The 25,085-nt window shown below is 67.8% G+C and carries 30 protein-coding genes; 15 read left to right on the forward strand and 15 right to left on the reverse strand.

Annotation, left to right across the window (positions count from 1 at the left end; all coding sequences use genetic code 11):
• Positions 1-25 precede the first annotated feature (25 nt).
• Complete coding sequence (locus VFV19_10255; protein HEX4824687.1) at positions 26-1,054, forward strand: AraC family transcriptional regulator ligand-binding domain-containing protein; 1,029 nt, start codon at positions 26-28, stop codon at positions 1,052-1,054.
• Between the two features lie 2 nt (positions 1,055-1,056).
• On the opposite strand, the gene VFV19_10260 is transcribed toward VFV19_10255, so the two are convergent.
• Positions 1,057-2,022 (reverse strand): helix-turn-helix domain-containing protein, encoded by a 966-nt coding sequence (locus VFV19_10260; protein HEX4824688.1) that lies wholly within the window; start codon positions 2,020-2,022, stop codon positions 1,057-1,059.
• Between the two features lie 109 nt (positions 2,023-2,131).
• Here VFV19_10260 and VFV19_10265 point away from each other — a divergent pair, with 109 nt between their 5' ends.
• Both VFV19_10265 and VFV19_10270 read left to right on the forward strand, forming a co-directional pair.
• Positions 2,132-2,440, forward strand: coding sequence for an antibiotic biosynthesis monooxygenase (locus VFV19_10265; protein HEX4824689.1), 309 nt, complete (start codon positions 2,132-2,134; stop codon positions 2,438-2,440).
• 46 nt (positions 2,441-2,486) lie between these two features.
• Positions 2,487-3,302: a methyltransferase domain-containing protein gene (locus tag VFV19_10270; protein ID HEX4824690.1), complete on the forward strand. Its 816-nt coding sequence runs from the start codon at positions 2,487-2,489 to the stop codon at positions 3,300-3,302.
• 6 nt (positions 3,303-3,308) lie between these two features.
• Here the strand turns inward: VFV19_10270 and VFV19_10275 are convergent, their stop codons facing one another.
• Positions 3,309-4,202, reverse strand: a complete 894-nt coding sequence (locus VFV19_10275) for a site-2 protease family protein (GenBank protein ID HEX4824691.1) — start codon at positions 4,200-4,202, stop codon at positions 3,309-3,311.
• Positions 4,199-4,795: a hypothetical protein gene (locus tag VFV19_10280; GenBank protein HEX4824692.1), complete on the reverse strand. Its 597-nt coding sequence runs from the start codon at positions 4,793-4,795 to the stop codon at positions 4,199-4,201. The genes VFV19_10275 and VFV19_10280 overlap by 4 nt, the downstream gene beginning before the upstream one ends.
• A gap of 106 nt (positions 4,796-4,901) precedes the next feature.
• Here VFV19_10280 and VFV19_10285 point away from each other — a divergent pair, with 106 nt between their 5' ends.
• Both VFV19_10285 and VFV19_10290 read left to right on the forward strand, forming a co-directional pair.
• Positions 4,902-5,840: a DUF2167 domain-containing protein gene (locus tag VFV19_10285; GenBank protein HEX4824693.1), complete on the forward strand. Its 939-nt coding sequence runs from the start codon at positions 4,902-4,904 to the stop codon at positions 5,838-5,840.
• Between the two features lie 7 nt (positions 5,841-5,847).
• Positions 5,848-6,192, forward strand: a complete 345-nt coding sequence (locus tag VFV19_10290; GenBank protein ID HEX4824694.1) for a hypothetical protein — start codon at positions 5,848-5,850, stop codon at positions 6,190-6,192.
• A gap of 3 nt (positions 6,193-6,195) precedes the next feature.
• On the opposite strand, the gene VFV19_10295 is transcribed toward VFV19_10290, so the two are convergent.
• Positions 6,196-6,858 carry a hypothetical protein gene (locus VFV19_10295; protein HEX4824695.1) on the reverse strand — a complete coding sequence of 221 codons (663 nt, stop codon included), beginning with the start codon at positions 6,856-6,858 and terminating at the stop codon, positions 6,196-6,198.
• Between the two features lie 80 nt (positions 6,859-6,938).
• On the opposite strand from VFV19_10295, the gene VFV19_10300 reads away from it, so the two are divergent.
• Positions 6,939-7,232 (forward strand): hypothetical protein, encoded by a 294-nt coding sequence (locus VFV19_10300; GenBank protein ID HEX4824696.1) that lies wholly within the window; start codon positions 6,939-6,941, stop codon positions 7,230-7,232.
• Here VFV19_10300 and VFV19_10305 read toward each other — a convergent pair.
• Complete coding sequence (locus tag VFV19_10305; GenBank protein HEX4824697.1) at positions 7,224-7,964, reverse strand: HAD-IA family hydrolase; 741 nt, start codon at positions 7,962-7,964, stop codon at positions 7,224-7,226. The genes VFV19_10300 and VFV19_10305 overlap by 9 nt on opposite strands.
• Here VFV19_10305 and VFV19_10310 point away from each other — a divergent pair.
• Entirely contained in the window at positions 7,963-8,754 is a 792-nt protein-coding gene (locus tag VFV19_10310; GenBank protein HEX4824698.1) for a PhzF family phenazine biosynthesis protein, read from the forward strand. The genes VFV19_10305 and VFV19_10310 overlap by 2 nt on opposite strands.
• 4 nt (positions 8,755-8,758) lie before the next feature.
• Here the strand turns inward: VFV19_10310 and VFV19_10315 are convergent, their stop codons facing one another.
• Together VFV19_10315 and VFV19_10320 are read right to left on the reverse strand one after the other, a co-directional pair.
• Positions 8,759-10,192, reverse strand: a complete 1,434-nt coding sequence (locus VFV19_10315) for a pitrilysin family protein (protein ID HEX4824699.1) — start codon at positions 10,190-10,192, stop codon at positions 8,759-8,761.
• 14 nt (positions 10,193-10,206) lie between these two features.
• On the reverse strand, positions 10,207-11,718 hold the full coding sequence (locus VFV19_10320; protein HEX4824700.1) for a pitrilysin family protein: 1,512 nt from the start codon (positions 11,716-11,718) through the stop codon (positions 10,207-10,209).
• Positions 11,719-11,808: 90 nt separating this feature from the next.
• Between VFV19_10320 and VFV19_10325 the strand changes: the two genes are divergently transcribed.
• Complete coding sequence (locus VFV19_10325) at positions 11,809-12,465, forward strand: DUF1054 family protein (protein ID HEX4824701.1); 657 nt, start codon at positions 11,809-11,811, stop codon at positions 12,463-12,465.
• Positions 12,466-12,493: 28 nt separating this feature from the next.
• Here the strand turns inward: VFV19_10325 and VFV19_10330 are convergent, their stop codons facing one another.
• Positions 12,494-14,167 (reverse strand): aldehyde dehydrogenase family protein, encoded by a 1,674-nt coding sequence (locus VFV19_10330; protein HEX4824702.1) that lies wholly within the window; start codon positions 14,165-14,167, stop codon positions 12,494-12,496.
• Positions 14,168-14,235: 68 nt separating this feature from the next.
• Between VFV19_10330 and VFV19_10335 the strand changes: the two genes are divergently transcribed.
• Positions 14,236-14,895, forward strand: a complete 660-nt coding sequence (locus VFV19_10335) for a histidine phosphatase family protein (protein HEX4824703.1) — start codon at positions 14,236-14,238, stop codon at positions 14,893-14,895.
• 93 nt (positions 14,896-14,988) lie between these two features.
• Here VFV19_10335 and VFV19_10340 read toward each other — a convergent pair whose 3' ends face one another.
• Positions 14,989-15,564, reverse strand: coding sequence for a DUF4382 domain-containing protein (locus VFV19_10340; protein HEX4824704.1), 576 nt, complete (start codon positions 15,562-15,564; stop codon positions 14,989-14,991).
• A gap of 156 nt (positions 15,565-15,720) precedes the next feature.
• Between VFV19_10340 and VFV19_10345 the strand changes: the two genes are divergently transcribed.
• The 3 genes from VFV19_10345 to hemF all read left to right on the forward strand — a co-directional run bounded on the left by VFV19_10345 (position 15,721) and on the right by hemF (position 18,174).
• Entirely contained in the window at positions 15,721-16,125 is a 405-nt protein-coding gene (locus VFV19_10345; protein HEX4824705.1) for a hypothetical protein, read from the forward strand.
• Positions 16,126-16,257: 132 nt separating this feature from the next.
• Positions 16,258-17,232 carry a DUF4097 family beta strand repeat-containing protein gene (locus VFV19_10350; protein HEX4824706.1) on the forward strand — a complete coding sequence of 325 codons (975 nt, stop codon included), beginning with the start codon at positions 16,258-16,260 and terminating at the stop codon, positions 17,230-17,232.
• Positions 17,233-17,268: 36 nt separating this feature from the next.
• Positions 17,269-18,174, forward strand: coding sequence for an oxygen-dependent coproporphyrinogen oxidase (gene hemF / locus VFV19_10355; GenBank protein ID HEX4824707.1), 906 nt, complete (start codon positions 17,269-17,271; stop codon positions 18,172-18,174).
• A 62-nt stretch (positions 18,175-18,236) separates the two neighbouring features.
• Here hemF and VFV19_10360 read toward each other — a convergent pair whose 3' ends face one another.
• From VFV19_10360 to VFV19_10375, 4 genes are all read right to left on the reverse strand, one after another.
• Positions 18,237-18,560, reverse strand: a complete 324-nt coding sequence (locus tag VFV19_10360; protein HEX4824708.1) for an antibiotic biosynthesis monooxygenase — start codon at positions 18,558-18,560, stop codon at positions 18,237-18,239.
• Between the two features lie 81 nt (positions 18,561-18,641).
• The gene (locus tag VFV19_10365; GenBank protein HEX4824709.1) at positions 18,642-19,049 is read right to left on the reverse strand and encodes a YciI family protein; all 408 of its coding nucleotides are present in this window, start codon (positions 19,047-19,049) and stop codon (positions 18,642-18,644) included.
• A complete protein-coding gene (locus tag VFV19_10370) occupies positions 19,046-19,729 on the reverse strand; it encodes a CPBP family intramembrane glutamic endopeptidase (protein ID HEX4824710.1) in 684 nt (227 codons plus the stop codon). The genes VFV19_10365 and VFV19_10370 overlap by 4 nt, the downstream gene beginning before the upstream one ends.
• A complete protein-coding gene (locus VFV19_10375) occupies positions 19,726-20,388 on the reverse strand; it encodes a hypothetical protein (protein ID HEX4824711.1) in 663 nt (220 codons plus the stop codon). The genes VFV19_10370 and VFV19_10375 overlap by 4 nt, the downstream gene beginning before the upstream one ends.
• A 27-nt stretch (positions 20,389-20,415) precedes the next feature.
• On the opposite strand from VFV19_10375, the gene VFV19_10380 reads away from it, so the two are divergent.
• The 3 genes from VFV19_10380 (at position 20,416) to VFV19_10390 (ending at position 22,151) form a co-directional block, all read left to right on the forward strand.
• Entirely contained in the window at positions 20,416-20,799 is a 384-nt protein-coding gene (locus VFV19_10380; protein HEX4824712.1) for a hypothetical protein, read from the forward strand.
• A 48-nt stretch (positions 20,800-20,847) separates the two neighbouring features.
• Complete coding sequence (locus VFV19_10385) at positions 20,848-21,216, forward strand: cupin domain-containing protein (GenBank protein ID HEX4824713.1); 369 nt, start codon at positions 20,848-20,850, stop codon at positions 21,214-21,216.
• A gap of 74 nt (positions 21,217-21,290) precedes the next feature.
• Entirely contained in the window at positions 21,291-22,151 is an 861-nt protein-coding gene (locus VFV19_10390) for a hypothetical protein (GenBank protein HEX4824714.1), read from the forward strand.
• Positions 22,152-22,161: 10 nt separating this feature from the next.
• Here the strand turns inward: VFV19_10390 and VFV19_10395 are convergent, their stop codons facing one another.
• Positions 22,162-22,701, reverse strand: a complete 540-nt coding sequence (locus tag VFV19_10395) for a hypothetical protein (protein HEX4824715.1) — start codon at positions 22,699-22,701, stop codon at positions 22,162-22,164.
• Positions 22,702-22,714: 13 nt separating this feature from the next.
• A complete protein-coding gene (locus tag VFV19_10400) occupies positions 22,715-25,066 on the reverse strand; it encodes a hypothetical protein (GenBank protein HEX4824716.1) in 2,352 nt (783 codons plus the stop codon).
• Positions 25,067-25,085 lie beyond the last annotated feature (19 nt).

The raw sequence follows: 25,085 nt of genomic DNA on the forward strand, positions 1-25,085 counted from the left end.
TCCGTCCGCTTCACCGTGCCGCGTCATGCGTGAGCCGACCGTGATCGCGAGCGCGCCCAAGGCGTTTCTCGAGTTCGCCGTGGCGCGGGGCGCGGATCGTCGAACGGTCTTGCGCCGCGCCGGCGTCGAGCCGGCGGATCTGGCGGATGCCGATGCGAGGGTTCCCGTCGTGCGCTACGTCGCCATGATGGAAGCGGCGATCGACCTTTGTCGCGAGCCCGCGCTCGCGCTGCTCTATGGGGACGAGGTGCCGGCGGAAGATCTGACGATCCTGCCTCTGGTCGCGATCAGCGGCCGCGACGCGGAGGACGCGCGCGAGAAGACGAACCGCTATGCGCCGCTCGCGCTCGACGACGGCGAAGATCGAGAGAGCCTGGAGCTCGTCCGGCTCGGCGGTAAGGTCGGCCTGAAGCTCGCCAGCCCGCTTTACGCACGGTATCGGGTGCTCACCGAGTCGGGCGTCGCGCGCTCGGTCTCCGGCGCCCGCCGCATGATGAAGGCCCTCGGCGGCCGCGCGGCCGACGTCGCGTTCCCCGACGCGATCCATTTCACCTACGCCGAACCCGCTCATCGAGACGCGTACGACCGGGTGTTCGGCGTCGCGCTGACTTTCGAGAGCGACATGAACGCGATCGTCGTGGACCCGGCGTTCCTTTCACTGTCGATGCCCAAGCCGTTCCCTGCCGCGGCGGCAACGTTGACCGAACGAGCTGAGCAACTTCTCGCTCGATTGAGGGGACCGGCGTCGACGCAAGCGGCCGTCGAGGACGCCCTGCTCCGGGGCCTCGAGCATGGCCGAGTCGGGATGGAGGAGATCGCCCGTCAGCTCGGTCTCAGTCGAGCGACACTTCTCCGGCGGCTCAAAGCCGAAGGCGTGACTTTCGGCGCAGTGCTGGAAAGGCTTCGTCGCGCACGCGCCGTGCGGTACCTCACCGAAGAAAAACTCACCGTGCGCCAGACGGCGCAGCTCGTGGGCTTCTCGGACGCGGCCGCCTTCTCGCGGGCCTTCAAGCGTTGGACGGGGAAGAGCCCTAAACGAGCGGAGCGCGACTAGGATCAGCCGCCGCCTCCGAGCCGAATCTCCCTCACGCCCCGGTGCAGCTGCCGCCGCAGCAACGCGCGCAGCGTGACACCGTCGGCGTAGCCGACGCGCGCGGCGATCTCGTCGACGCTCGCTGGCGTCGTCTTCAAGAGATGGACGGCGCGCTCGACCCGCACGCTCTGGAAGTATTCGAGCGGTGACTTGCCGAGGACGGCTTGAAGCTTCCGAGCGAGCGTGCGCTTGCTCGATCCGACCGCCCTGGCGGCGCGGTCGAGCGAGAATCCTCGCGCGACGCTCGCTCTCGCCCATGACTCGAACTTCTGCACGAGCGGGTCGGAGTGCACGAGATGGTCGGTCAGCGCGTACGCGGACTGTGACGGCCGCGAATCGACGATGAGGTATTGCGCCGTCAACGCCGCCAGCTGCGGGCTGACACGCCTCACGAGCCACAGCGCCAGATCCATGTGGCCGAGCGCGGCGCCGGCGGTCACAAAACGGCCCGACTCGACGATCATGCTCGAGTCCTCGAGCGCGACGTCGGGGTAGCGGCGGCGGAAGAGCGGCGCGAGCCACCAGGTGGTCGTCGCGCGCTGGCCGTTCAGGAGGCCGGACTCCGCCATGAGGAAAGTGCCGATGCACGCGGCGGTCATCGTCGCACCGCGCTTGGCGTAGTCCCGGAGAAGCTCGGCCGCGTCGTGCACGTCGGGCCGCGCCAACGCCTTCTCGAGCGGCGCCGGCATCTTCGTTCCGATCGCCGGGACGACGACGCAATCGGGCGTGCGCCGGTCGGGGGAGTGGACGGGAACGGAGAGGCCTTGAGCCGTCGTGACGCGGCGCCGCACGCCGACGGTCTTCACCTGGAACGGCTCGACGTCGAGCCCCGTCGCTTCGAGGAGCTCATTCGCCGTCTGGAACGCATCGAGCACGGACGCGAGCCCGAGGTCGAAAACGCCATCGACGGCCAGCACATGGACCCTCATGGCAATAACAATATCATAGATGGCAATCTTGCCAATGGTGGAACCCGAGGCCGCGTCCTAACGTGACACGCAGCTTCGGCGTATTGCCGAAGCGGAAAGGAGAACGACAATGCCGATGCTCAGCTTGTTCGTGCGCATGGAAGCGAAACCGGGGATGGAGAACGAGGTGCAGGAGTTCCTCGCGCAGGGTCTTCAGCTCGCGCGCCAGGAGGGGACGACGGCGGTCTGGTTCGCGCTGCGTCTCGGCCCGTCGACGTTCGGCGTCTTCGACGCGTTCGCCGACGAGGCCGGGCGTCAGGCCCACCTCAACGGACCGATCGCCCAGGCTCTGATGGCGAAGGCGCCGGAGATGCTCTCGTCGCCGCCGGTCATCGAGCGCATCGAAGTGCTCGGCGCCAAGCTCCCGAAGGCCGCGTGATCCTGTCCCTTACGCGGGCCCGCATCCATTGCCCTAAGATGGCGCAATGGACGCGGGCCCCGTCTCTCCACGATTCTCGAGCGACCGGTTTCCACGCTCGTCCCGGTACCACCCCGAGTGGGTCGCCGCCGGCGTCAGCGGGGGAGCCAACGCGCTCTGGCTCACCGAGTGGCTGACCGAGGCGATCGCGCTCAAGCCGGGAATGCGCGTGCTCGATCTGGGATGCGGGAAGGCGTCGTCCTCGATCTTCTTGCGCCGCGAGTTCGACGTCCAGGTGTGGGCGGCCGACCTTTGGTTCGCCGCCGAAGCGAATGCGCAACGCGTCGTCGACGCCGGCATCGACGGTGTCTTCGCGGTCCATGCGGAAGCGCGGTCGCTTCCGTTCGAGAGGGGCTTCTTCGATACGATCCTATCGATCGATTCGTTCATGTACTACGGCACCGACGATCTCTACCTGAACTATCTCGCGCGGTTCCTGAAGCCGGGAGGCATCGTTGGAATCGCGCAAACCGGCCTCATGCACGAGATCGAAGGCGACGTCCCGGAGCATCTTCGCGCGTGGTGGGAGCCGAGCCTTTGCTGTCTCCATTCGGCCGCGTGGTGGCGCCGCCACTGGGAACGCACGGGCATCGTGTCCGTCGACACGGCGGACGAGCTCACCGACGGTTGGCGCTTCTGGCTCGACTGGCAGCGCGAGATCGCGCCCGACAATGGCGTCGAGATTGCCGCCGTCGAGGCGGATCAGGGCCGCACGCTCGGTTACGTTCGCGCCGTCGGCCGGCTCCGCGATGACACCCGCCTGGACGAGCCGATCGTGTCGATTCCGGCCGAATACACGAAGCAGCCGTTGCTCAGGGACTGATCTTCGTCAGACCTGGCCGGCCGCCGGATGGATCTGCATCCCGATCGGGAGCGTCGCCGCGAGCGCGATGACGAGCACGGCGTACGCGAGACCGATGGCCAACCGCTTCCCGCGCGGGATCTCGTCGTAACCGGGGATCGGGTTCTTCCAGCGCTGCCAGAGCGTGAACAAGCCCACGACGAGGATGATGAGCAGAATCGGCGAGCGGGTTAGGACGAGCGCGACGACGCCGAGCGCGTAGCCGCCGATCCAGAAGGCGCGCGTGAAGGCGCCCGCGATCCGGCCACCGTCGAGAGGCGACACCGGGACGAGGTTGAACAGGTTGAGCAGGATGCCGGCGTGGCCGAGCGTCACGAGGAGCCCCTTGTCGAGGACGAGGCCGGCGACGAGGGTGATCCACGCCGCGATCGAGCCGGCGATCGGACCGCCGATCCCGACCTTCGCCTCGACGTAGGCGTCGCGCGGCCGCCCCTGCATGGCGATGAACGCACCGACGAACGGGATGAAGACCGGCGCCGTCGCGGGAATTCCCTCTTGCCTCAAGACCGCCACGTGACCGAGCTCGTGAATCAGGATGAGCACGACGAATCCGGTCGCGAACGGGAGCCCCCACTGCGTGCCGTAGATCGCGATGCTGATCAGCATGCTCGCGAGCGTCTTGAGTTTCAGCGCGCCCGCGAGGACGCCCAAGAACTTGAACTTGCCGAGGAGCATCGCGATCGTCGCGCCGATGCCGCCGAGGGCGGTCTTCCAGGTTCGCGGCGAGCGAGGCGCGTCCGGCGTTTCGGTCGGCGCAGGCGCGACGGTCGGTGCGGGCTTCGGAGGAGGCGGCCCGGCGAGAACGGCGCGGAGGTTCTCGATCCGCCGCCGCTCGGCGTCGGGGCCCTGCGGCTCGCTCACGCGGGTGCCCGGGGGAGCTTGACGGGACGCGGGATCTTCCACGCTTCGTAGATCGCGATCGCGAGGAAGACGAGGTCCATGACGCCGAAGCCGGCCGAGATCACGCGGAGGAACATATCAGGCGACGTCGGCGGGAAGGGGACGTGACCTGGTGTGCCCTTCTCGGCGAGCATTTTGTTGATGAGCGTCATGTTCACGAGGTAGGTCGCGAAGAAGAAGCTCAACACCGCGACGGCCACCGACAGTCCTTGGAGCCCGGCGGAACGCTTGCCCCCCGAGAATCGGACGACACCCTGGCCGGTGAGGAAGCCGATCGCCACCGCGATGAGTCCCAGGGCGACGTGCGTGATCACGGTGAACCCCCACCACGCCAGCGCACCTGCGGCGCCGCCCAGCACGGCGCCGGCCGCCGCCTTGGCCCAGGGGATGTCCGTCGACATCGAGCCGACGGCGTGCTCGAGCTCGGCGCGCAGCGACGCATAGCACGAACCGCAGAACACCTTGTCGCCGCTGGCGACACGATCGCCCGTCGAGAGAGTCTTGCCGCACTGTGCGCAGGTCTCGGCGACGACGCTCGAACCGATTTCGGTCATGGGCTCCCCCTGGAGACGAAGATAGGCGCGAGCATACACAAGACAATCCCGATCTTGGAGGGGCGGCGCCATCGTCGTACGATGCGTGCAGAAACAGGGGGATGTCATGTGCACGTGGTGCTTGCGGAAGGTTGCGATTCTTTTCTGCCTCCTTGCCGTGACCGGCGTCCTCGCCGAGGAGCCGAAAGGCGTCCAGATGACGGCCGAGGAGTTCGAGGCCAAGCTCGGCTATCAGACCGGGACGGTTCAGCTCCCAGGCGGCATCGCGACCATTCGGCTGCCGGAGTCGTTCAGGTTCATCGGCGCCGAGGGCAGCCGCCGGTTGCTCACCGAGGGATGGGGCAATCCGCCGGTAGCGACCGAAGGCGTGCTGGGCATGTTGATCCCCACCGCCACGAGTCCGCTTTCGAAAGAAGGCTGGGGCGTCGTCATCACCTTCGACGAGGACGGTTTCGTCAATGACGACGACGCCGCGAAGATCGATTACGACAAGATGCTGTCGGAGATGCAGAAGGGGATGGCCGAAGCGAATGCCGAGCGGAAGAAGCAAGGCTACGAGGCGGTCACGCTCATCGGGTGGGCCGAGCGGCCGTCCTACGATGCAGCGGCGCACAAAATTTACTGGGCCAAGGAGCTGGCGTTCGAGGGCAAGGGGAAGCACACGCTCAACTACAACATTCGCATCCTCGGCCGGCGCGGGGTTCTCGTCCTGAACGCGGTCTCGGGCATCGACCAGCTCCCCGCGATCCGTCAGGAGACGCAGTCGCTCCTGTCCGCGGTAGAGTTCAACGAGGGCCACCGCTACGCGGATTACCTTCCCGGGAAAGACAAGGTCGCGAAGTACGGCATCGCGGGCCTCATCGTCGGCGGTGTGGCGACCGTCGCCGCGAAGGCCGGCCTGTTCAAGATGCTGTGGGTCGGGCTGCTGGCGGCCAAGAAGTTCATCTTCGTCGGCATCGTCGCGCTGTTCGCCTGGCTGAAGAAGCTGTTCACGAAGTCCAACGAGGACACGACGCCCGATCCGTCGGCACCGAGCGGAAGCTGAGGTCGAGATGAGGGTCCATTACCTGGAGATCGTGACTCCCGATGTGGATGCCGTGTGTGCCGCCTACACTGCGGCGCTCGGGGCGCCTTTCGGTCAGCCCGACGCCGGGCTCGGGAACGCGAGGACGGTGTCGTTGCCGGGAGGCGGTCTGCTCGGCGTGCGCGCGCCTCTGCACCCGACGGAGCAACCGGTCGTGCGGCCCTATTGGCTCGTGACGGACATCGAAGGCGCGCTCGCGGCGGCGGTCGAAGCCGGCGCGCAGGTCGCGCACCCGCCGCTCGAGATCCCGGGCCACGGTACGTTCGCCATTTACATCCAGGGCGGCGTGCATCACGGCCTGTGGAAGCTCTGAGGCTTACTTCAGCCCGACGTAGACCAGCAGGCGATGCCAGAATTGCCGCACCCGCTCGGAGGACCAGATCAAGTAGTGAAGGCCGATGACGACGGCCACCCAGATCACGAGGTGGATCGGGTTCATCAGGTACGAGATCATCGCGCCTGGGCTGGTCATGACCGCCAGGATGTAGCGCGTCGAGGTCGTCGGCGCGGTGGCTCCCGTCGAGAGCTGAATGATCGGAATGGCCCATAGGGCGAGGAGCGCCATCCGCACGACGTGGCGCATCCGCCGGAACGCCGGCTGCTCCGCAAGCCGCAGCTCGAAGCGGTAGACGAAGAACGCGACCACGGCACCGGCGCCGAAGCCGAGCACGACCGCCGATTCCCGGAAGTCCGGCGGAAACACGTGAGCGAGCACGGAGAACAGCACGAAGCCGGTCGTGAGCGCCGCCAGCCCCGTCAACGGGTAGAGGCAGAGCATCGGGATCCAGAGCAACGCGACCATCACCAGACCGACGACGATCTTCGCGAAGAGCCCGCCTCCACCGCCACCCCCGGTGACGAAGGTGCCTTGGTCGCCGCCGCCGCCGATGTTCATCGGCGTGTCGGCGGCAGTGGGGTTCGGCGTGGTGGTGTTCGCAGGGACTCTAGGGCCGTGCGGTCCCCAAGGTGTCTCGCTCATCGCGGCGGATTCATACGCGGAATGTGCGTGGCGCGCAACTTCCTCTTGTCGCCGCACCCGCTCTCTGCGAAGGTTTGCCCGTGAAGCCGCGCGACGTCGTGCCCATCGTCTTCGCGATTGCGGCGATCGCCGCGTTCATCGTCTTTCTCTATTCCGCCCATGCGCCGGGCGTCGGCGATCTCGCACAAGCCCAGGCCAACTCCATGCGCGCCGGGATCGCGATCGCGTCGGCGGTCTCGCTCTGGCTCGGCTGCATCACGGCGGCGTTCACCGCGTCGAAGCCGGTGCGCAAGCGTCTCCTCATCTGGTCGGGTCTCGTCGCCCCGCTCGTCGGCGCTGCGACGTACGTCGTTCTGCTGATGCTGTCAGCGTGACCCGACAATAGTCGGCAGCGTCGAGAGATCGCTCAGTGCCCGGTGGCTGCTCGGCAGCTTTCCTATTCGATCCACGAGCACGCTCGCGATTCCCGCGGCCGTAGCGCCCGCTTCGTCGAGCTCGGGGACGTCGCCGACGTGGAGCGTGCGCTCGGGCGTTCCTCCGAGGCGTTCGACCGCGCGGAGGAAAAGCCGTGGATCCGGCTTCTCGATGCCCTCCTCGCAGGAGACGACGATCGTGTCGAACCATCGTGTCAGGCCAAGGGAGTCCAAGAGGGGCCGCAGCCTCGAGTCCCAGTTAGAGACGACACCGAGCTTCACGTTCATCTCACTCAGTGCGCGCAGCGTGGGCACCGTGTCGTCGAAGACCAGCCAGGCAGCGGGATCGCGAAAGGCGTCGCGAAGCGGCGTGACGGCGCGCGCGGCGAGGGCCGGATCACCGAGCGTCCCCTCGACGAAGCGGCGCCAGTATTCCTCCTCGCCACCGGGATAGAGCCCGTACCGGTCTACCCCGGGCGTGAGCGCGGCGTTGATCCGGCCCCAGTGCGCACGGAGCGCCTTCTCGATCTCCTCCGCGGAGCGATGGATCCCGAGGGAGCCGAGGACGCGCGCGTAGACGGCGCCGAACGACGCGCGCGGGCCGATCAGCGTATCGCCGACGTCGAAGAGGACGAACCCGTAGCGGAGAGGAGGCGCGCTCACGCCGTCATCGTGCGCTATCCTCGTCGTCATGTCGTGGAAGATATTTCAGGTCGACGCGTTCGCCGATCGTCCGTTCGCCGGCAATCCCGCCGGGGTGTGCCTGCTCGAGCGTGAAGCGCCGGAGAAGTGGATGCAGGCGGTGGCGGCCGAGATGAACGTCGCCGAGACGGCGTTCCTCGTGCGGCGTGCCGACGGGGCCTACGACTTGCGGTGGTTCACGCCCACGGTCGAGGTCGATCTCTGCGGCCACGCGACCCTGGGCTCGGCGCACGTCCTCTGGGAGATCGGCGCGCTGTCGTCATCGGAGCGCGCGGTCTTCCATACGAAGAGCGGCATGCTTTCGGCGTGGCGCGAGGACGGGATGATCCGCATGGACTTCCCCGCCGAGCACGCCTCCGAAGCGCCGGCGCCTCCCGGCCTGCTCTCGGGCTTGGGCGTGAAGCCGGTTTTTGCCGGCAAGAATCGGTTCGATTGGCTCATCGAGGTCGAGAGCGAGGCGGCGGTACGCGCCGTGGTGCCGGCGCTGCCGGCGATCGCGGCCGTGGGAGGGCGCGGCGTCATCGTCACCGCCAGGGCTTCGTCGAGCGGAGTCGATTTCGTCTCGCGATTCTTCGCGCCGGCGGCCGGGGTCGACGAAGATCCGGTCACCGGGTCGGCACACTGCGCGCTCGCGCCGTACTGGGCGGCGAAGCTCGGGAAGCTGGCGCTCGCCGGCTACCAGGCGAGCCGGCGCGGCGGCACCGTGCACTGCCGGGCCCTGGGCGACCGGGTCGTGCTGGGCGGTACCGCCGTCACCGTGCTGCGCGCCGAGCTGCTCTAGGCTCCTACGCTCCCGGCTTCTTCGGGATCGTGATGTCGAGCTTCGTGACGTTGCCGAGCGTGTCGAGCGGCTTCGGGAAGTCCGCCGCGCGGCCCACGATCAGGAGCGACAGGTCGTCGACGTGGACGTACGCCTTCGCGACGCGGAGGACGTCGTCCTTCGATACCTTCTCGATGTTGGAGCGGTACATCTCGAGGTAGTTCGCCGGGAGTCCGTGGTACGCGTAGTTCATCTGCTGCGCGAGGATCCCCGACCGCGAGTCGTAGTTGAAGATGAAGGAGTTCAGGATCGCCTCCTTCGCCTGCGTCATCTCGAGATCGGTGGGAGGCGCCACCGTCAAAGCGCGCACCTCGTCCTTGAGCGCCGCGATCGCGTCGTAGACCGACGCCGACTTGGTCTGCATCCCGAGGCGCATGAGGCCCGGGCGATCGAACGCCGCGCCGAGGCCCCCGCTCACGCCGTAGGCGAGCCCCTTCTTCGTGCGGATGTTGTTCATGAGGCGGCCCGAGAAGCCGCCGCTCAGGATCTCGTTCATGACCTGCGCGGCGAAGTAGTCGGGGTTCGTCTGCTCGATCCCGAGGTGCGCCATCGCGATGTTGGCCTGCGTGACGTCCGGCTTCTCGATGAAGTAGACGCCCGGCTTGTTCTTCGCCTGGTAGGCGATCTTGCCGAGCGCCGGCGACGTGCCCTTCGGCCAGCCGCCGAAGGCCGCCTCGATCGACTTCTTCATCGTCTTCGAATCGAAGTCGCCGGAGACCCCGATCATGATGTTGTTCGGGACGTAGTACGCCTTGTGCCAGGCGACGAGATCGTCGCGCGTGATCGCGGCGATCGTCCCGTACTCCTCGAGGCTGACGAGCGGCGAGGCGGCCCCGTAGACGAGCCGCCCGATCTCGCGATTCGTGATGCCGCCGACGTTGTCGTTGCGTCGCGCGATCGCGGAGTTCGCCCCCACCTTCGCGAGATCGAGCTTGTCCTGCGCGAACGCCGGGTTCCGGAGGACGTCGACGAAGACCTTGAAGACGTCGTCGAAGTCCTGCTTGAGGACGTTCATCGTCGCGAACGACTGGTCGCCGCCCGCGCCGGTCTCGACGAACGCGGCGCGCGCCTCGAGATAGTCGTCCATCTGATCGCCGGTCATCGTCTTGGTGCCGCCGCTTCGCTGCACGACGCCCATCAACCGAGCGAGCCCGACCTTGTTCTGCGGCTCCCAGTACGATCCGGTCCGGATGATCGCCCGCACCGCGACGATGGGAAGCTCGTGGTCTTCCATGAGAAAGACGCGCATCCCGTTCTTGAGCGTGTAGGTCTCCGGCTGCGGGACCTTGAACTGGGGGAGGGGCGTGGACTTGATCTCGGTGTAGCGCTTCACCTGCGCCGCCGCCGGCAGCGCCGCGAGAAGGCCGGCCAGGAGGCCCGTCGTGATGATCCTCTTCATGTCTCTCGCCCCCTTCACTTCGCGGCCATCGCGGCGTCCGCGCTCTCGATCATCCCGACCGTCCGGTTCGTCGGCACGAAGGTCGCCTTCGCGACCCGCATGACGTCTTCCTTTGTCACCTTGTCCAGCTTGTCCACGCTCTTGAACATCTCGTGCCAGTCGCCGTAGCGCGCCTGGCAGAAGGCGAGCTGCTGGGCGATGCCCTCGTTGTCGTCGAGGCTGCGGATCAAGGCGGCGCGCGTGCGAGTCTTGACCGACTTCAGCTCGTCGTCCGAGATCGGCTCGTTCTGGAGGCGCGTGAGCTGCTCGCGGATCGCCGCCTGGACCTCTTGGTTCGTGTGGCCGGGCGTCGGCACCGCGCGCATGACGATGAGGGTCGGGTACTTCGTCCCCGGCAGGCCGTTGAACGCGGCCGCTCCCGCGGCGATCTTCTTGTCGCGCACGAGGCTGCGGTAGAGCCGCGACGTGCGGCCCGACGAGAGCACGCCCGCGATGACGTCGTAGACCGGATCGTCGGCGTGCGTGTCTTCCGGCCGGTGGTAGGCCTCCATGTAGACCGGCTGCGATGGATCCACGAGCGTGACCGACTTCTCCGCCGTCTGCTTCGGCTCGACGGTGCGGAGCGTGTCGGGCTTCGGCCCGGCCGGGATTCGCCCGAAGTACGTGTCGACGAGAGGGATGACCTCCTCCGCTTTCACGTCGCCGACGATCGCGATCGTGAGATCGGCCGGGACGTAGTACTTCTTGAAGAAGGCGACGGCGTCCTCGCGCGAGAACGACTGGAGATCGCTCATGTAGCCGACGACCGGCTGCTTGTAGGGGTGGGCGAGGTACGCGGTCGCGTCGAACTGCTCGATGAGGCGGCCGCCCGGCGTGCTCTCCGTGCGAAGGCGCCGCTCCTCCATGACGACGTCGCGCTCCTTGTAGAACTCGCGGAACACCGGGTCGTAGAAGCGCGACGACTCGAGGTACGCCCACAGCTCGACCTTGTTCGCCGGAAGCGAGTAGAAGTAGACCGTCTGGTCGGAGTTCGTCGACGCGTTCATCCCGACGCCGCCCGCGCGGTCGACGATCGTCGAGAACTCGTTCTTCTCGATGTAGTTGTCCGCCGCGTCTTGCGCATCCTTGAACGCCTTCTTGAGCGAGTCGAGCTTCGCGGCATCCGGGCTCGCGCTCCGGCGCTCGGCGTCGTACGCGTGATACGCCGCGTCGACCTTGTCGAGCGCGACTTTCTCCCCGGCGAAGTCCTTCGTGCCGATCACGCTCGTCCCTTTGAACGCCATGTGCTCGAACATGTGCGCAAGGCCCGTGATCCCCGGGACCTCCTGCGCCGCGCCGACGTCGGCGAAGGTGAAGAACGAGAAGACCGGCGCGACCGGCCGCCGGTAGATGAGGACCGTCAGGCCGTTCGGCAGCTTGTGGACGGTGAGGTTCTGCTCGAAGGCCTTCACGTCCTGCGCGCGGATCCCGCGCGCGGCCAGGACGGCCACGGCCGTCATCACGATGAGCGCTCGCAGTCGATGCATGCTGTCACTCCTCAAGGAAACGCCTCGGCGTTCGCCGCCTACGTTAACCCAACTGGCGCCCACGGGAGCGAGGTGCCGTACGATCGGTCCATGCTCCTGCGGCCGCCGCCCCGATTTCCCGGTTTTCCGCGGGACGGATTCGACGTTTTCTCCCTGAGAAATCGAGACGAAAGGCGTCACGCGATCATGGAAGCCTTTCACCCGGCCCTGCGCCTCCTCGCCGAGGACGTGCTGCCGCTCGTCGACACCGATCCCGCCGGGAGGTTCCACGCGCACCTGCCGCGCCTCGACTGGCCGAAGGGCTACGACCCGTTCTGCACGTGGCTCGCCCTCTCGCGCCTGCCGCACGGCTACCAGGCGGGGCCGCAGCTCAACGTCGGGGTCCACGCCGATTACATCGCCGCGCGTCTCGCGTGGGATACCGGCGCGGACGCCTTCGGCCGCTTCGAGTTCCGTTGCCGGCTCAGCGGCCTGGGGACGCTCCTCGCCGAGACCGCCGCCGCGTCCCAGCTCACCTTCCGCGTCTACGCCGCCGCACCGTGGCCCGCGGGGTCACACTGCGTCTTCGAGACCGGCACTGACTGGGATCAGGCGTTCGTCGAGGTCGCGCGGCGCGGCGTCTGGTGGGAGCTCGGGAGGGTGTGGAAGCTCCCCGAGTCGATCGACGTGGTGACCACTCCGGCGCTCAGCGGACTGGTCGGAGATGTGTTCGAAGCGCTGGCGCCGGTGTATCGCAAGATCGACTGAGAAAAACCTGGTTACTGTCCCGGGCTTCCTATCCCACGCGCTTGCGGGCGAAGAGGAACGAGCCCCACGGAACACGCGCGCGGAATCGTTTGCGGCGCATCAGCTTGCCGAGCGCGTAGGTGCGCGAGAACCAGCCGGGGCCGTGGAGCGCCTTCAGCGTCGACTCGGCGATGGCGTTGGCCTCGTCGCCGTAGGGGAACGCGAACGCGGACGCCTCGAGCGACGTGCCGTCGAACGAGACGAAGCGGCGGCGGCTCATCTCCTTGAGGCTCGCGAGTCCATGGCTGGCGCCGAGGCCGCTCTGCTTGAAGCCGGACCAGGTCGCCGCCGGCTCGCCGTAAGCGTAGAGGACGTCGTTGATCGTGACGACGCCCGCCTGGAGCCCGATCATGAGGCGCTCTCCGGTCTCGTCGGAAACGGTCCATCCCGAGGCGGTCAGCGCGAACGGGCTGTCGTTCGCCTTCTCGATCGCGCGCTCCACGTTCTCGACGGTCATGATCGGGATGACGGGACCGAGCGTCTCTTCCTGGAGCAGGCGGCATCCTTCGGGCGGATCGAGGAGGACGGTGGGCGGGTAGAAGTAGCCCGGTCCGTCGGGCAGGGTGCCGCCGCGGAGCAAGCGCGCGCCGAAGAGCACCGCCTCGGACACCTGCTCGTGGACCGTCTGGCGCCGCTCCTCCGAGATGAGAGGCCCGACGTCGACTCCGGCCTCGAGCGGATCGCCGACGCGCAGCTTGTCGACCTCGGCGAGGAGCGCCTCGACGAATCGTGCGGCGACGCGCTCTTCGACGTAGACGCGCTCGATGGCGCCAAAGTTCTGTCCTGCGTTCGCGCAGGCGCCCCAGACGATGCCCTTCGCGGCTCGCGCGACGTCCGCGTCGGCGGCGACGATCGATGGGTGCTTGCCGCCGAGGCTCAGGACGACGGGACGCGGCGCCGCCGCGGCAATCGCCATCATCGCTTGGCCGGCCTGCACGGTTCCGGTGACGAACACCTTGTCGATCTTGTCGTGGCTGACCAAGCGCAGCGTCTCGTCCGGGGGCGCGGGAACGACGTTGACGAGCCCCGCCGGGAAGCCGGCCTGCACGCACAGCTCGCCGACGCGGAGCGCGGTGAGCGGCGTGCGCGAAGACGGCTTCAGGATCACCGCGTTCCCCATCGCCAGGGCCGACGCCGTCTGGATGAGCGGTTGCGCGAACGGTAGCGACGACGACGTCACGAGGAGCACGACGCCCATCGGGTCGTAGAGGTAGAGCGCCCGCTTGTGCGCCCAGAGGGGGTGCCGCGGCTCGATCGCCTCGCCCTGCGTCAGCTCGCGCGCGTGACGCGAGAGGAACCGCAGGTGGTCGAGCGCGGGCAGAATCTCGAGCGCCAGCGCCTCGGCGTACGGCTTCCCCTGCTCGAGCGCGATGAGGCCGGCGATCGACTCGGCCTCCTCACGCAGGCGTTCGGCGAGACGGGTCAGCCGCCGCGCGCGCTCGTCGAACGGCGCACCGCGCCAGAGCTTCGCGGCGAACGTCGCGGCGTCGACCGCTTGCTCGACCTCCGCCGGGTCGGCACACGCCACCCTTGCGAACGGCTCCCCGGTCGAGGGATTGACGTCCGCAATCAGGGGACCCGCACCGGTCCCCGGCTCCCCGTTGATCAGGGGAAGCAGGGGAAGCGGGCCCCCACCGGCTCCCGCTCTCTCTGAAGACTCCACGCTCACGAATATAGGCACCGAATCCGGAAAATCCCGTCAAGCGCCCCGGACGCGATTACGATCACGGAATGCCGACCCGGTTATTCCTCGTCCGCCACGGCGCCACGACCCTCTCCGCCGAGGACCGCTTCGCCGGCTCGGCCGACGTCCCACTCTCGGACGAAGGCCGCGAACAGGCGCGCGCCCTGGGCCGCCGTCTCGACGGGGTCCCGATCGCCGCCGCGTACGTCAGCCCGATGGCGCGTACCCGGGAGACCCTTCGTCTCATCTTGGGGGATCGAAACGTCGAGGTGGTGCCCCGCCCGGAGCTGCGCGAGACCGATCACGGGCATTGGGAGACGAAGACGCGGGAGGACGTGCGCACGGAGTTCCCCGCGGAATACGCGCGGTGGGAGCGTGACCCGTTCACCTTCGCTCCCTCGGGCGGCGAGACCGGTCTCCAGGTGCTCGCGCGCGCACTCCCGGTGGTGCTCGACATCGCCGGCCGGCACGAGGGCGCCGCGGCGCTCATCGTCTCGCACAAGGCGACGCTTCGCCTCGCGATCGGATCGCTCCTCGGCGTCGACCTCCCGGGGTACCGGGACAAGCTCGACATGAGCCCGTGCGGCTTGAGCGTGGTCGATGTGAAGTCGGGCGCCGAGGCGCGCCTCGTCCTCTACAACGACGTCTCGCACTACGCCACGCTGCCGGGACCGACCGGCAAGCGGTTGTCGCCGTGGTGGGCGTGAGGGAAGTCGACAGTCAACAGTCAACAGTCGACAGTTAACAGTCAACAGTCAACAGTAATGTCAACTGTGAACTGTCAACTGTGAACTGTTCTCTCAGTGGTGCGCCACTCCCTGCACATCCACCTCCGGATCGAACACGAAGCTGCCTCCGATCACCTTGAACGACGTGTCGCAGCGGAGCTGGAGCGTGATCTCGGTGACCTGGCCGGCGACGACGCTGAAGTCGACGGGGATCCGCACGACCCAGCCGCCCGACGGCGGTGTGATCGATACCTGCGTCCCGTCGGTCAGCGTGAGATCGGCCTTCGTGATCGTGACCTGCAGACCGTCGTATGCGCCCTCGGGGATCGCGTCGGCCGGCAGCGAGATCGGATTGCCGCCGTTCAGGATCGCCAGCAGATCGACGGTCGCCGGAAGCCCGGCATCGACGACCACCCAGGTCCCGCTCGTCTGGTGCGCCTCGACCGCCGAGACGGTGATCATCGCCGCTTGGAGCTGCGAGATCGGGTCGGCGGCGGAGACGGTCCGGGAAGCTGCGGCGGTGCCGAGCGACGCTCCCATCGCCACGCTGAGCGAGCCGTGGGATTCGTTGTTCCCGGATGAACAACCTGCGACGACGGTCAGAAGCATCGCGGTCAAACCGGCGAGCGCCGGGGTGGATCGCCTCATGACGTCCTCCTTCCTGACTGACTTACTGACCGGATATCCCCAGCAAGCGGCGTGCCCCGGTTTCCGATGCACGTTCCGGATTGTCCGCCCGCGCCGGAGTGGCCGCAAACGGCGCCGGAACCCATATTCGCCGCCGTTCCGACCATGGGGGTGGTCATGACCGAGTCGAGGGCTGCGGCGCCGTATCGGAATCGGCGCCTTCAAAGGCGTTACAACCTGGCGCCCGATGCGGGCGCGACGCTCCGATTTCGTTATCCGGCGCCCGCGGGGGTGCCGTACGACCTCCCGCTCCGCGACATCAGCCTTTCCGGCCTTTCGCTGGTTCTTCCCAACGATTTCCCCGAGCTTCAGGCCGGGGACATGATCAAGGGGATCGAGGTTCGCGTCTCGCGCAAGGTCTTCCACGGCGACCTGCTCGTCATGCACGTGACCCCACTCCACCAAGTCGGCGGGGTTTGCGGCGGCCTCTTCTATCCCGAGGGCGACGAGGACCTCATCACAGTCCGCCTCGTCATCAAGGCGCTCGACGCCGCCAACCCCGGCGAAGGGGGGACGCGATAGAAGGGACTGATTACTGTCCCCTTCTATTAAATCGGTGCCTGTCCCCTCATTCCTGAAACCGCGGCCCCACCGCAACCGTTCTCTTGGGCGCCGCCGGGGGAGGTTCCCCGGCGTTCCGATCCGGAGGACCTCATGAACCGCTCCTTCCCTCGCCTCGCGATGGCGGCCGCCGTGGTCGCCGTGCTGGCCTCCGTTCCCGCGCTGGCCGACACCCGCATCGAGAAGAACCTGAAGCTGGATTCCGGCGGCAAGCTGACGATCGTCGCCGACGCGGGAAGCGTCCAGGTGACCGGCGGCAATGCGTCCGGCGCGCACATCCTTCTGACGTCGTCCCGGGACGACCTCGAGCAGCGCTTCGATCTCAAGTTCGAGGAGCTGCCGGGCGAGGTCAAGATCACCATGAAGAAGAAGGAGTCGCTCAACTTCTGGTCGAACTGGTTCAACAACTCGAAGATCTCCTTCGAGATCCAGGTGCCGACCAAGACGCGGACCGACCTCACGACCGGCGGCGGTTACCTCTCGATCGCGTCGCTCACGGGTGACAGCAAGCTCGAGACGTCGGGCGGCCACATCGAGGTCGAGAACCTCACCGGCAACCTCAACGGCGAGACCTCCGGCGGCCACATCGCGCTCCACTCGATCTCCGGCGATGCCAAGATCGAGACCTCCGGCGGCCACATCGAGGTCGACGGGGTGACGGGAATGCTTCACGGCGAGACCTCGGGCGGCCACATCGAGGTTGCGAACGTCGGGAAGGACATCCACGTCGAGACCTCCGGTGGGCGCATCGAGATCAAGGGTGCGCACGGGCGCGTCGAGGCCGATACGTCGGGCGGCGGCGTCGAGGTGAGCTTCGCGAAGGGCAACTCGGCCGGCGGCAAGATCGAGAGCTCGGGCGGCGGGATCCGCGTCAGCCTCGACCCGAACGCGAACCTCAACATCGACGCTTCGACCTCCGGCGGCTCGGTGCGCAGCGACGTCCCGGTGAAGGTCGTCGGCAAGATCTCGGGATCGAGCATCAAGGGGTCGCTCGGGAGCGGCGGCGAGCTGCTCTACGTCCACACGTCCGGCGGCTCGGTGACGATCTCGGCGGGCGGAGAGATCTGAGAATGGGGACACTGTGTCCCCATTCATAATGCGCGGGTGAATTCCGATTCGGTCGACGGCGTCCGCGCCTTCTTTCTCGAGCTGCAGGATCGTCTCTGCGCCGCGCTCGAAGGCGAGGACGCCGGCGCGCGATTCCACCGCGACGCCTGGGACCGCGCGGAAGGCGGTGGCGGGCTCACGCGCGTTCTCCTCGACGGGCCGGTCTTCGAGCAGGCGGGGGTCGGGTTCTCTCACGTCCGTGGCCAGGCGCTTCCCGCCGCGGCGACCTCCCGCCGCCCCGAGCTGGCGGGCGCGTCGTGGGAGGCGCTCGGCGTCTCCGTGGTCGTCCATCCCCGCAATCCGCACGTCCCCACCTCGCACATGAACGTGCGGCTCTTCGTCGCCGCGTCGCGGCCCGATCCGGTGTGGTGGTTCGGCGGCGGATTCGACCTCACGCCGTTCTACGGCTACCGCGAGGACTGCGAGCACTGGCATCGCACCGCTCGCGACCTCTGCGCGCCGTTCGGCGGCGACGTGTACCCGCGCCTCAAGCGCCGCTGCGACGAGTACTTCTGGATCAAGCACCGCGACGAGCCGCGGGGGATCGGAGGGCTCTTCTTCGATGACCTCGACACCTGGGGGTTCGACCGCGCCTTCGCGTTCGTCCGCGCCGTGGGCACCGGCTACCTCGACGGCTACCTGCCGATCGTGCGGCGCCGCCGGGATGCCGCCTACGGCGAGCGCGAGCGGGAGTTCCAGCTCTACCGGCGGGGCCGTTACGTCGAGTTCAACCTCGTCTACGACCGCGGCACCCTCTTCGGGCTCCAGTCCGGCGGACGCACCGAGTCGATCCTCATGTCGCTCCCACCGCGCGTGCGATGGCGCTACGACTGGTCCCCAGAGCCGGGAACCCGCGAAGCCGAGCTGTCCGAAGAGTTCCTGCGCCCCCGCGACTGGGTGTAAGAGTGAAGAGGGGACAGTTTCCGAAACTCGCAGTTCGAGTTTCGGAAACTGTCCCCTCTTCCTCAGGAGGTCGGCGGGCCGGTGACCGCCATCAAGACGTCGTAGTGGGTGGTCGTCGGCTCGCGCTCGAGCAGGTACTCGTCGTCCTGCGCGTAATAGCGCGCACGGTTCGGGTCACCGCCGGCGAAACTGCGGATCGCGTCCATCGACGACCACAACGTCATGACGTGGAAGTGCGTGATCCCTCCGTCGTCGCGGCGAAGGACGTAAACGCCCATGTTCCCCGGGCTGGCGCGGAACTCGTTCAGACCGGTGCGCTTCAGGTGGGCGAGGTAGGCGTCCGCCTTCTCGGTGACCACACGGCCGTGCCAGGTGCGGGCGATCATCGGGACTCCCTTCGTCTCGCGCCGTCTCGCGTGCGTTGACCGAACATTCTGACCCAGGAAGCGGAGCCTGTCAGCCGATTTTCACGGCTTCGGCTTGGAGTCCGGGTTCTCGAGCGGGTCGGGGAGGATGCCCTTCTGCACCCACCACGGGTGCATCGTCACCTTGAGGCGACCGGCCTTCACGGCGGGGTCGTCGTTGGCGAGCGTCTGCGCCTCCTCGATCGTCCTGGTGCGATAGATCAGGACGCCGCGCCAGTCTCCCGCGTCGCCGAGCGGTCCTGCGAGGACCAGCTTGCCCGCCTTCCACATCGCGGTGAGGTGCGCCAAGTGACCTTCCTGGATCTTCTGGAGCTCGGGGGTATCTCCCGGAGTCCACCTGTCGCCCTTCTCCAGGATCCCGAAGTAGTAGGTCGTCATGTTCGACGGCATGTCGGCGGCGAGCGCGGACAGTCCGCACAAGAGCGCGAGCGTCGCGAGGATCGTTCTCATGGCGTCCTCCCATACAGAGCAAAGGCCACGGCGATTCCCATCAGGTCGAAGAGGGCGTGAACGGTCATGGCATCGACCACCCGGCGCCTCCACAGGAAGATGAACGCCAGAATCACGCCGGTGAGGCCGGCCGAGATCGCGCTCGCCGTTCCCTGGTAGAGGTGGCCGAGCCCGAAGACGGCGGTGTCGACGACGAGCGCCACCACGAGCCCGGCCCGGCCGAACGCCTTCTCGAAACGGGTGAGCACGAATGCGCGGCCCAGCTCCTCGGAGAATCCTCCGCCGACGACGGCGCTCACGATCCACAGCGGGGCCGAGCGCGGATCGTGGAACAGCTCGGCGACCGGCGGCGCTCCCGAACGGCCGACCAGCTTCGTGAGCACGCCGTTCACGACGACGTTCGTCACGAGGAAGAGCGCGACCGCCAGCCCGAGCGTGCGCAGCGCGAAGGGAACCGGGGAGCCCGGGTCGAATCCGAGCGAACGGAGGCTCTCGCCGCCGGCACGCAGGAGTGCCCACACGAGGACGAGCGTGATCGCGGCACGAAGGCACGCGCCGATGACGATCGCCTCCGGCGTCGGCAGCACGGCGGGGTCGCGCAGGATCTGGCGCACGACGAGAAACGCCCACGCCGCGATGACGACCGCGACCGACAGGCGGGCCGCGCCGCGCTCGGTCACTCGGGGCGCATGAGGACGATCCCAGCCCACACGAGCCAGATCGTCTGGAGCAGGATGACGAGACCGTAGCCGTGAACGTCCAAGCGGAAATGGCCAGCCAGGAGGGCGACCAAGACGACGGCCCCGACGACGGCGCCGAGAATTCCGAGCGCGCGCGGCATGAGCCGGGTCTTCAGGATCGCGATCGAGAAGAGGAGCATCCCGACCGACGTCGCCCCTACGTTGACCCTGGCGTAGCCCTGATTGAGAGCGTGCGTGTACTCGAGGAGCACGTCGTACGTGTCGTGCGCGGCGCCCGACGCATCGAGCATGCGTTCGACGACCTCGGTCGCGACGAAGCCGCTGGCGATCGCCGCCGACGCGACCGCGATGAGCCCGAAGCCGAACACGACGAGACCGGCGATCGCGCAGTCGCTCCAAGCGAGGCGCCGCGCCACCGCGAGCAGCCCGAGAAAGATGACCGGCAACGACGCGATGGCGAGACCGTGCGCCCACACGTTGACGTGCGCCGTATGCCCGAACGCTCCCGGCTGCATCATCGCGTGCCCGGTGGGATGCACCGCCATCACGAGCACGCCCGCGAGCGCGCTGAGGACGAGCAGGATTCCGGCCTTGCGATCGCGATTCAAGTTGCGCTCCCCCCGGTCCGGGTGGACCATGAAGCCGGAGTCTAACCGAGGACGCGCGTGGGCTTTTTCCTTGTCTCGCTCCTGTTCTCCGTCTGCACCGCGATCGCCGGTCTCGACGGAGTCCCGCAGGCGAGCCCGGCGCCGGCGGCCCCTGCGGCTGCGACGGCGCCCGCGAACCCGTGGGTCGAGCCGGCGCGCGACGTGCTCGCGCAGGCGTCGTGCGGCGGGTGCCATCGTCCCGGACTGCCGACGACGAATGCGCGCGCGCTCAAGATCTTCAACCTGCACGATCCGGTCTGGTACGGGACGATGACCGACGGCCAGCTCCTCTCGCTCCGCGACCGCGTGCAAGGCTCCTCCAAGATCGAGGAAGGCGATCGGAACGTCGTGATCGCTTTCGTCAACTGCAAGCTGGCCGGCGCGTGCACACCGCCGCAATAAGGGGACAGACACCGAATCCCGGCGCGATGCCGGAGGGAGAGGCACTCGATGAGCGACGTTACCGTGAAAGCGTTCAAAGATCTCGACGGCCACCAGGAGACCCCGAAGTCTCCGAAGCGTTTCCTCTATGCCGGCAAGAGCCTCGGCGTGAAGTCGTGGGGGATGAACATCCTTAACCTCCCCGCAGGCTGGAAGGACTACCCCGATCACGATCACTCCAAAGACGGCCAGGAAGAGGTCTACACGGTGCTCAAGGGCACGGCGCGCATGAAGGTCGAAGGCAAGACGATCGCGATGAAGCCCGGAATGCTCATCCGCGTCGGGCCCACGGTGAAGCGCAAGATCACCCCCGGTTCGAAGGGTGTGACGATCCTCGCGATGGGCGGCACGCCGGGCGAGGCCTACAAGCCGAGATAAGGGGGGAGCAGATTGCCAAGCCGGTCGACACGCCAGGCGGCGGGCGACCCTTCGTGGTAAGAAGGTAGGAGCGCATGAGGCAAGCTCTTCGCCTTGCGATCCGCCTCACCGCGGTACTCGGGCTGTACGGTGCCGCGGCCGCGCAAGTCTGCGATCCTCCAGGCCCGGCTCCGCGCTTCGGATGCGTATGGTCCACTGAGACTTGCCAGTGGATCTGCGCGGTCTGCGATCCGTTGGGTGTCGCGCCACGCTCCGATTGCACCTGGGATCAAAACGTCTGCAACTGGATCTGCCCTGGGTACACGGGCGTCGACGTCACGGTGCACACGACGCATGCGCCCATGCGGGACGCCACCGTCTACGTGAAGCTGTCATCGCTCTGCCGGCAGACGGGAGCGTCCGCGACCTGCGGGGGCAGCTTCCCCGTGAGCGCCGCGCTCTCGATCGCGCAGAAGTGCGAGGCTATCGTGCAAACGGTGACGGACAACTGTGCGCCGGCCGGATACGAAGTCACCGCCGACGACTGCGCCGCGAGCGGAGGCTTCACAGCCAGCAACGTCGGTTGTCCCGGCACCCAGTTCGCGCTCGGCCTCTCGAACGACCCGAACGTTTTCGATCAGTCGGATCAGCCGGCGCTCCCCGACGGCGAATCGGAGCTCACGCAAGGTTGGTGCGATCCCATGCCGGGCACGGTCGCCGGTCTGCACGTCGACAAGGCGAGCGGCGGCTCGAACATCCACCTGACGTGGAGCCCCGATTCGAACGCCGAGAACTACACCGCGTTCGACGACTCGGCGTCGAGCGGCAGCTTCGACGTGACGGTCGGCACGGCGACGGACCCGGCCACCGGCCTGACGGTCGCAATGCCGCAGGGCACCGAGTTCTACCTCGTGTCCGGGAGCAACCCGACCTGCGGGTCGGGGCCGAAGGACTGAACGTCGAGCGCTACGGACACGGAGACGGGTTCGGACGCTCGACGCCGCTCGTGCGGAGTCCCTTCGTCCCTTCCTCGCCGAGGCGGTTCCGGGCGGTGACGAGATAGAAGTAGCCCTGGCCCGCGGCCGGCGTCGCCGCATCGGTCGCGCTTTCGGCGGTCAGCCCCGATGAGAAGCAGGTGCCGCCGCCCAAGAAGCCGCTGAGCGCGTCGCGGTAGACCTCGTACTGTCCGACCGATCGCTCGGGATTCCACACCATCGAGGTCTTGCTCGTGAAGAGCTGCTGCTGCACTTCACCGGGAGGCGGGTAGACATCGACGAAGCCGCCGTCCATGTGGAAGCTGGCGCTTGCGAGGCCGACGCCGAGGAACCCGTCGCCGAGGGCGTCGAGCTTGATCCGATGGCTGGCGGAGGCGCCGGAGGCGCCGTTCACCGGGTCGCCCCCGTTGTTCACGATCGATTCGGTGAGCTTGTAGCTCGCGCTCGTCTGCGCGAGCGCCGGCGCCGCGGCTGCGGCCGCGATGGCGAGCACGACGATGCGCGTGTGCATGTTCGCCTCCGGCTCAGCGCGTCATGACGAGGACCCGGATGAGCCCCGTTCCGGAGGGCAGCGGCTCGAGCGCCTTACCGACGACGGTGCCCTGGGACGGGTTCTCTCCGGCGCGCATCGCATACCCCGGCGTCGCCGAGGCCACGAGCAGATCGTTCATGGCGATCGCGCCGTAGCTCGCGTCCACGCGGCACGCGACGATCGTCCCCGGCAAGGCGAGAGGAGCCGTCTCGGTCCAGACCACCGACGCGGCGCCGGCGACGATCCCGACGACACCGGGATCGGCGGCGCGCACGGCACGCCGCAGATCGCCGGGACGAGCGCCGTCGCTCGCGATCACGTCGCCGGCGGCGACCGTCTCCTCCACCGCGACCGGCGTGGTGTTCGGCGGGAAAGTCTCTACGAGTGCGCTCGACCCTCCTTCGTGAATGCCGATGTCGGGCGCGATGGCACCCATCCGCGTCGTCTCCACGACCGGCTGCGGCGTCGCTATTCGCGCCGGCGGCGGAGGCGTTGCCACGGGAGCCTTCGGCTCCGGCGCGTTCTTGTGCGGACCGACGGCGTCGGTCGCGGGATCGTAGACGTGGATCGCGGCCTCGAGCGCCTTCGACGCGGTGAGGTCGGGAGCCTCGGCGCGTCCCGTCAGCGCCTGGTGCATGCGGGTGAATCGCGAGAGCGCGCTGTAGCTCCGGAGCTCCGGCGCCTTGTCGTACTCGTCTTCCTCGACGCGGTGCGACGGGATCGAAGCGTCGTGCCTTCGCACCTGTACGACGGCGCGATCTTCGAAGCCGATGCGCAGGCCCCAGACCATGTAGTCGAATTCGGCGTCCGAATCCGCGGGGCCGCGCACGACGATCACGTGGGTGCTCTTCTCGACGATCGCGAGCGGCACCGCGTCGCCGATCGGCGTCACGGTCCCGGTGAGCCCGATGTCCGGGTTCGCGACGAGCGCGAACGTCTCGCCGAGCGTGACGCGCGCCTCGCCGTGGACGAGCCGCCCCGATCCCCGCGTGTAGACGGCGACCTCGTCTCCTTCGGGCGCGGTATAGACGATCGTCCGCGACGGATCGGTCGGGTGGTTCTGGATGAAGCTGACGCCGCCCGTCCCGGTGATCTTGCTCCCCGCGCTGCCGACCCAGGCGTAGTTGCCGTAGTAGTCGTCGCGGAAGAAACCCGGAAAGCCGCCCGGCTCGTTGCTGTAGCCGTAGATCGCAGTTGGATTCCCGAAATAGTCCGAGCTCCCCAGGTAGGCGTTGACGTTGTGGTAGGCGCGCGTGAAAAAGCCGCCCGCATAGTTGCCGATGCCGTAGATCCCCTCGTCGCCGAACCCGATCCACGACTTCCCGCTGTAGGTCGAGTCGGCGAAGTAACCGCCTGCGCCCGGATAGGCTCCGTACCCCATCGCTCCGAAGTCGCCGCTCCCCAGGTCGATCGTTCCGAACCCGGACCTCGAGACGAAGCGCGCGCCCGGGGCTCCCGAGGCGTAGGCGCCGATCGACCCCGTGGCCAAGTTGATCGACACCTGAGTGTTTTCGAAGTAGCCGCCGGTCGCGGTCCCGTGCCCGTAGACGCCGTACCCGCCGGAGCCGACGTCCGCGTAGTCCCCAGAGTTGTCGTAGAGGTATCCGCCCCCTGAGCTGCCGTGCGCGGACACGCCGATGTGGTTGTAACCGAGCCACGCCTCGTCGACCGTGTTGTTGTTGCGGAACCACCCGCCGGCGTCGTCGCCCTGCGCGCGGATGCCGGTCTTGATGACGCCGGTGTCGGCGACGTAGGCGAAGGCGCCGTTGGCGCCGAACGCGCCGCCAGTCTGAGTGCCGGTCGCGTTGAGCGCGATGCCGGAGGCGACCGACGTCTCGAGCCCGCCGTTGACGACGAGGTGGCCGGCCTTGGTCTGCGTGGACGCGGAGGTATCGACGAAGCCCGACGCAGGCTTCCCCTGGAGGTTGCTCGCGTTCAGCGCATACGCCGACGACTGGACCCTTAGGCGCGGGCTCAACACCTCGCCGCCGACCGTGATCTGGAGATACGTGGCGCCGAAGTCGCGGAACACCTGGTCGAGCGAGGTGTACGCCCCCGCGCCCGAGCCGTCGGTGACGGTTCCTCCACCGAGCTGCACGTCGAATAGCCCCCCGGTCACCGCGACGGCGTTCCCGCCGCCTCCGGTGTGGGAGTCGACGAGGATCTCGTTCCCCGCTGTCGCCGCGTCGAAGAAGCGGAAGACCATGTCGAACGTGCCGTTCCTCGGCTTGTCCGACGCGTCCCTCAGGACGCCCTGGTAGTTGACGAGCGTGGGCGGATCGGCCGCAAGCGCCGCGGCGGCGAGCAGCAACGAAGAGATCGCGATGACGGTCCGGTTCTTCATGGGTCGCACCTCGCGCCCG

The sequence above is a fragment of the Candidatus Polarisedimenticolaceae bacterium genome (assembly GCA_036275915.1).
Lineage (GTDB): Bacteria > Acidobacteriota > Polarisedimenticolia > Polarisedimenticolales > DASRJG01 > DASRJG01.